Source organism: Roseateles sp., from assembly GCF_036486225.1.
GTDB lineage: Bacteria > Pseudomonadota > Gammaproteobacteria > Burkholderiales > Burkholderiaceae_C > Roseateles.
On the sequence record NZ_DASVNZ010000202.1, the window covers coordinates 1 to 4,069 of the forward strand.

Below are 4,069 nucleotides of genomic sequence, written 5' to 3' on the forward strand. Positions count from 1 at the left end.
GGCCGGTCGCGCCGAGGGCGAACGGCAGGCCGCGGTCGCGTGGCACGAGCGCCAGGCCGGTCGCGCGGTCGACCAGGCCGACGCCGTGCGCGGCCTGCATGAGCGCATGGCCGAGGTGGTGACCAGCGCCGTCGAGCGCATCGTGCAGACCGAGGGCCGCGCCGCGCTGTACCAGCGCGCGTTGCGCAGCGTGCAGGCGCTGTCGCGTTCGGCGACGGCGCTGACGCTGAAGGTCAGCAGCGCCGACTTCGACGCCGCGCGCGACGGCATCGCCGCGGTGCCTGAATTGCAGTCGGCGGGGCTGTCCGTCGAAGTCATCGTCGATCCGGCGCTGCCGGCCGGCAGCTGCCTCTTCGAATCCGACATGGGCGTCGTCGACGCCAGCCTGAAGACGCAGCTCGACGCGCTCCGCTCCGCGATGTCGCGCGCCGTCAAGCGCGCGGTCGCCGAGAGTTGAGATCGACATGAACGCGCCTGACCGCCTCGCACCGATGAACCTGGACGAGCTCGGCCGCTGGATGGAGCTCGAGCTCGCCGGCGCCGAGACGCTGAACCGCACCGGCAAGGTCGTCGAGGTGATCGGCACGCTGGTGCGCGCGAGCGGCCTGTCGGCCAAGCTCGGCGAGATGTGCCACCTGCTCGACGCCAATGGCGGGCTGCTGCAGGTGGCGGAGGTGATCGGCTTCTCCAACGGCCAGACCATCCTGTCGCCGTTCGGCTCGATCCTGGGCGTGGCGGCGGGTCAGACGCAGGTCGTGGGGCTCGGCGAGATCCAGAGCATCGCCGTCGGCGACGAGCTGCTGGGGCGCGTGGTCGACAGCCTCGGCCAGCCGGTGGACGGCGGCCCCGCGATCGTCTGCGAGGAGCGACGGCCGGTCTTCGCGATGCCGCCCAGCCCGATGGACCGGGAGATGATCGAGCACCCGCTGCCGACCGGCGTGAAGATCATCGACGGGATGATCACGCTCGGCGAAGGCCAGCGGATGGGCATCTTCGCGCCGGCGGGCGTCGGCAAGAGCACCTTGATGGGCATGCTCGCGCGCGGCACGCAGTGCGACATCAGCGTCATCGCGCTGATCGGCGAACGCGGCCGCGAGGTGCGCGAGTTCATCGAGATCATCATGGGCAAGGAGGGCATGGCGCGCTCCGTGGTGGTGTGCGCGACCTCGGACCGCTCCTCGATCGAGCGCGCCAAGGCGGCGCACGTCGCCACGGCGATCGCCGAGTACTTCCGCGATCGCGGGCTGCGGGTGCTGCTGATGATGGACTCGCTGACCCGCTTCGCCCGCGCGCAGCGCGAGATCGGCCTGGCGGCGGGCGAGTCCCCCGCGCGGCGCGGTTATCCGCCGTCGGTCTTCGCGGAGATCCCGCGTCTGCTGGAGCGCACCGGCATGGGCGCGAAGGGCTCGATCACCGCGCTGTACACGGTGCTGGCCGAGGACGACAGCGGCAGCGACCCGATCGCGGAAGAGGTGCGAGGCATCCTGGACGGCCACTTGATCCTGTCGCGCAAGATCGCGGCGCGCAACCAGTACCCGGCGATCGACGTGCTGGGCAGCCTGAGCCGGGTCATGTCGCAGATCGTGCCCAAGGACCACCAGGCCGCCAACGGCGGGCTGCGCAAGCTGATGGCCAAGTACGACGAGATGGAGCTGCTGATCCAGATGGGCGAGTACAAGCCCGGCAACGACGCCTTCGCCGACGAGGCGGTGCGCAAGCACGGCGCGATCCGCGAGTTCCTCAACCAGGCGACCTCGGACCTGCGACCCATCGAGCAGACGGTGGCCGACCTCCAGGCGCTGGTGAACGGTTGATGCAGGACCTCGGCTGATGAAGGACTTGCGATCGCTCAAGCTGCTGCTGTGGGCCAAGCGCCGCCGGCTCGAGCCGATGGAGCAGCAGGTCAAGGCCGAGAGCGCGCAGCGCGACGCGGCGCTGGCGGCGCATCAGGCGGCGCAGGCGCGCCACGAGGGCTGCGTCGCCGATGAAGAGGCGTGCGCGGCGCAGATCGAGGCGCTGGCGACCTCCGACTCCTTTGTGCCGCAGGACGCGGTGACGCTGGGCTACGTGCGCGACGGCCTTCGCGACCTCGTCCGCCAGGCCGAAGAAGGCGTGCGGAACGCCTTGGCGCAGGTGGCGCAGGCCGAGGCCCGGGTGCTGGCCGCGAAGCAGGCCCTGCAGCGCGCGGAGCAGCAGATCGAGCAGCTCGAGGAACGGCGCCGCAAGCGGCTCGTCGAGATCGATCAGGAAGCCGAGGACACGCAGGACGAAGAGAGCGAGGAGGCCGCGGTCGCGCGCCGCGTTGCGCAGCGGCGCGCGACCGAAGCGGCGGCGAGGGCGGAGCGGGCGGAGGCCGGCGCATGAACGAGATGTTCAACACCTTCGCGGGCGTGATCGGCTTCGGCACGACGCTGCAGGACGGCGTGATGCTGCTGGCGGTGTGCCTGCTGCGCGTCTATGCGGTGTTCCTGGTGCTGCCGGCGACGACGGACCAGGTGCTGCAGGGACCGATCCGCAACGGCGTGTGCATCTGCCTGGCGCTGTTCATCGCGTGGGGCCAGCCGGCGGGGCTGGTGCACGGCATGGACATGGTGCAGCTGGTGGCCACGATCGCGAAGGAGGCCCTGATCGGCGTGGTGCTCGGCTTCGCGGCCTCGACGGTGTTCTGGGTGGCGGAGGGCGTGGGCGTGCTGATCGACAACCAGGCCGGCTACAACAACGTGCAGCAGACCAACCCGCTCAGCGGCGAGCAGAGCACGCCGATCGGCAACCTGCTGTCGCAGCTGGCGATCAGCGGCTTCTACCTGCTGGGCGGGATGCTGATGCTCACGGGCATCCTGTTCGACTCCTTCCACTGGTGGCCGATCGGCAGCCTGTCGCCGGCGTGGTCGACCATCCTGGAGGACTTCGTCCGCGTGCAGACGGGGCACTACCTGGAGCTGATGATCAAGATCGCCGCGCCGGCGCTGCTGGTGCTGATGCTGATCGACCTGGGCTTCGGCATCCTGTCGAAGACGGCGGAGAAGCTCGAGCCCAACAACCTGGCGCAGCCGGTGAAGGGCGCGGTGGCGATCGCGCTGCTGTCGCTGCTGGTGGCGGTGTTCTTCGACCAGGTGAAGCCGGCGCTGTCGATGCAGAGCCTGTCGGCGGAGATGGCGAAGTGGGCGAGGGCGGCGGAGGTGGCGAAGGCGGGACCGCCGACGGCCTCCGGACCGGCTGCGGACAGGCCTGCCACCGCAGCATCCGCGGGATCCGCGATGCCGGCGGCATCGGCGGCGCCCGTGGCGACGGAGCCGGACCGCACGTTGGCGTTCCCGCCTTGATCACACGCCCCTGATCCTGGCTTCACGGCCTGGAAACGCTCTGGGCTCCCGCTTAGGCTTCTTGCCGCGACCGATGGGGTCGACGACAAGTCTCACAGGGAGTCCTCATGAACGCACTGTCATCGTTCCGTTCCCGTTGTCGCCTGCTATGTGGGCTGGCGCTCGCAGCGCTGCTGTCGGTGGGCGCGTCGCCCGGCTTCGCCGAGGAGCTGCGTTATCACTACGTCGGCAACGCCTTCCAGATGCGCGTCGAGAACGTCCGCGCCAATCCCGGCGATCCCAACCAGTACCGGTTCTTTCAGGTCTCGCTGGACGCGGACATCTACATGCCGACGACCCGGCTGCTGCAGGCCGGCGACACGCTGGAGGACGTCTCGCGGTTCTCCATGACCTTGAACGTGAACAGCGACGGGTTCCGCTACAGCGAGACGGTGTTCTTCCCGCACGTGCCGATCTGCGATCAGTGCGGCGTCCACAACGAGACGGAGGCCTCGCTGTCCATCGGGGCGATCGGCATGTTCGCGCTGCCGACCGATTGGGACCTCTTCATCTCACGGCGCTTCATCCTGCCCACCGGCCGCCATGACTACATGGAGTTCGCGAGCACCGACACGCAGGACCGCCTGTACGGCTTCTACGAGAGCTTCACCAACTCGACCGGCCAACTCGACGGTGCGCGCGGCGTGTGGTCGCTGTCGGTCGTTCCGGAGCCGGCGACGTATGGGTTGATGCTGGCGGGGGTGGGG

The 4,069-nt window shown here is 69.6% G+C and carries 5 protein-coding genes; all 5 read left to right on the forward strand.

Annotated features, from left to right (window positions below; all coding sequences use genetic code 11):
* On the forward strand, positions 1-457 hold a 457-nt coding region (locus VF536_RS14145), incomplete at its 5' end, for a FliH/SctL family protein (RefSeq protein ID WP_331615498.1).
* Between the two features lie 7 nt (positions 458-464).
* Positions 465-1,814: a type III secretion system ATPase SctN gene (sctN, locus tag VF536_RS14150; RefSeq protein WP_414710374.1), complete on the forward strand. Its 1,350-nt coding sequence runs from the start codon at positions 465-467 to the stop codon at positions 1,812-1,814.
* 16 nt (positions 1,815-1,830) lie between these two features.
* A complete protein-coding gene (locus tag VF536_RS14155; RefSeq protein ID WP_331615499.1) occupies positions 1,831-2,364 on the forward strand; it encodes a hypothetical protein in 534 nt (177 codons plus the stop codon).
* Positions 2,361-3,323 carry a type III secretion system export apparatus subunit SctT gene (sctT, locus tag VF536_RS14160; RefSeq protein ID WP_331615501.1) on the forward strand — a complete coding sequence of 321 codons (963 nt, stop codon included), beginning with the start codon at positions 2,361-2,363 and terminating at the stop codon, positions 3,321-3,323. The genes VF536_RS14155 and sctT overlap by 4 nt, the downstream gene beginning before the upstream one ends.
* A gap of 107 nt (positions 3,324-3,430) precedes the next feature.
* Positions 3,431-4,069, forward strand: a 639-nt coding sequence (locus VF536_RS14165; protein WP_331615502.1) for a hypothetical protein, incomplete at its 3' end; no start/stop codon positions are given.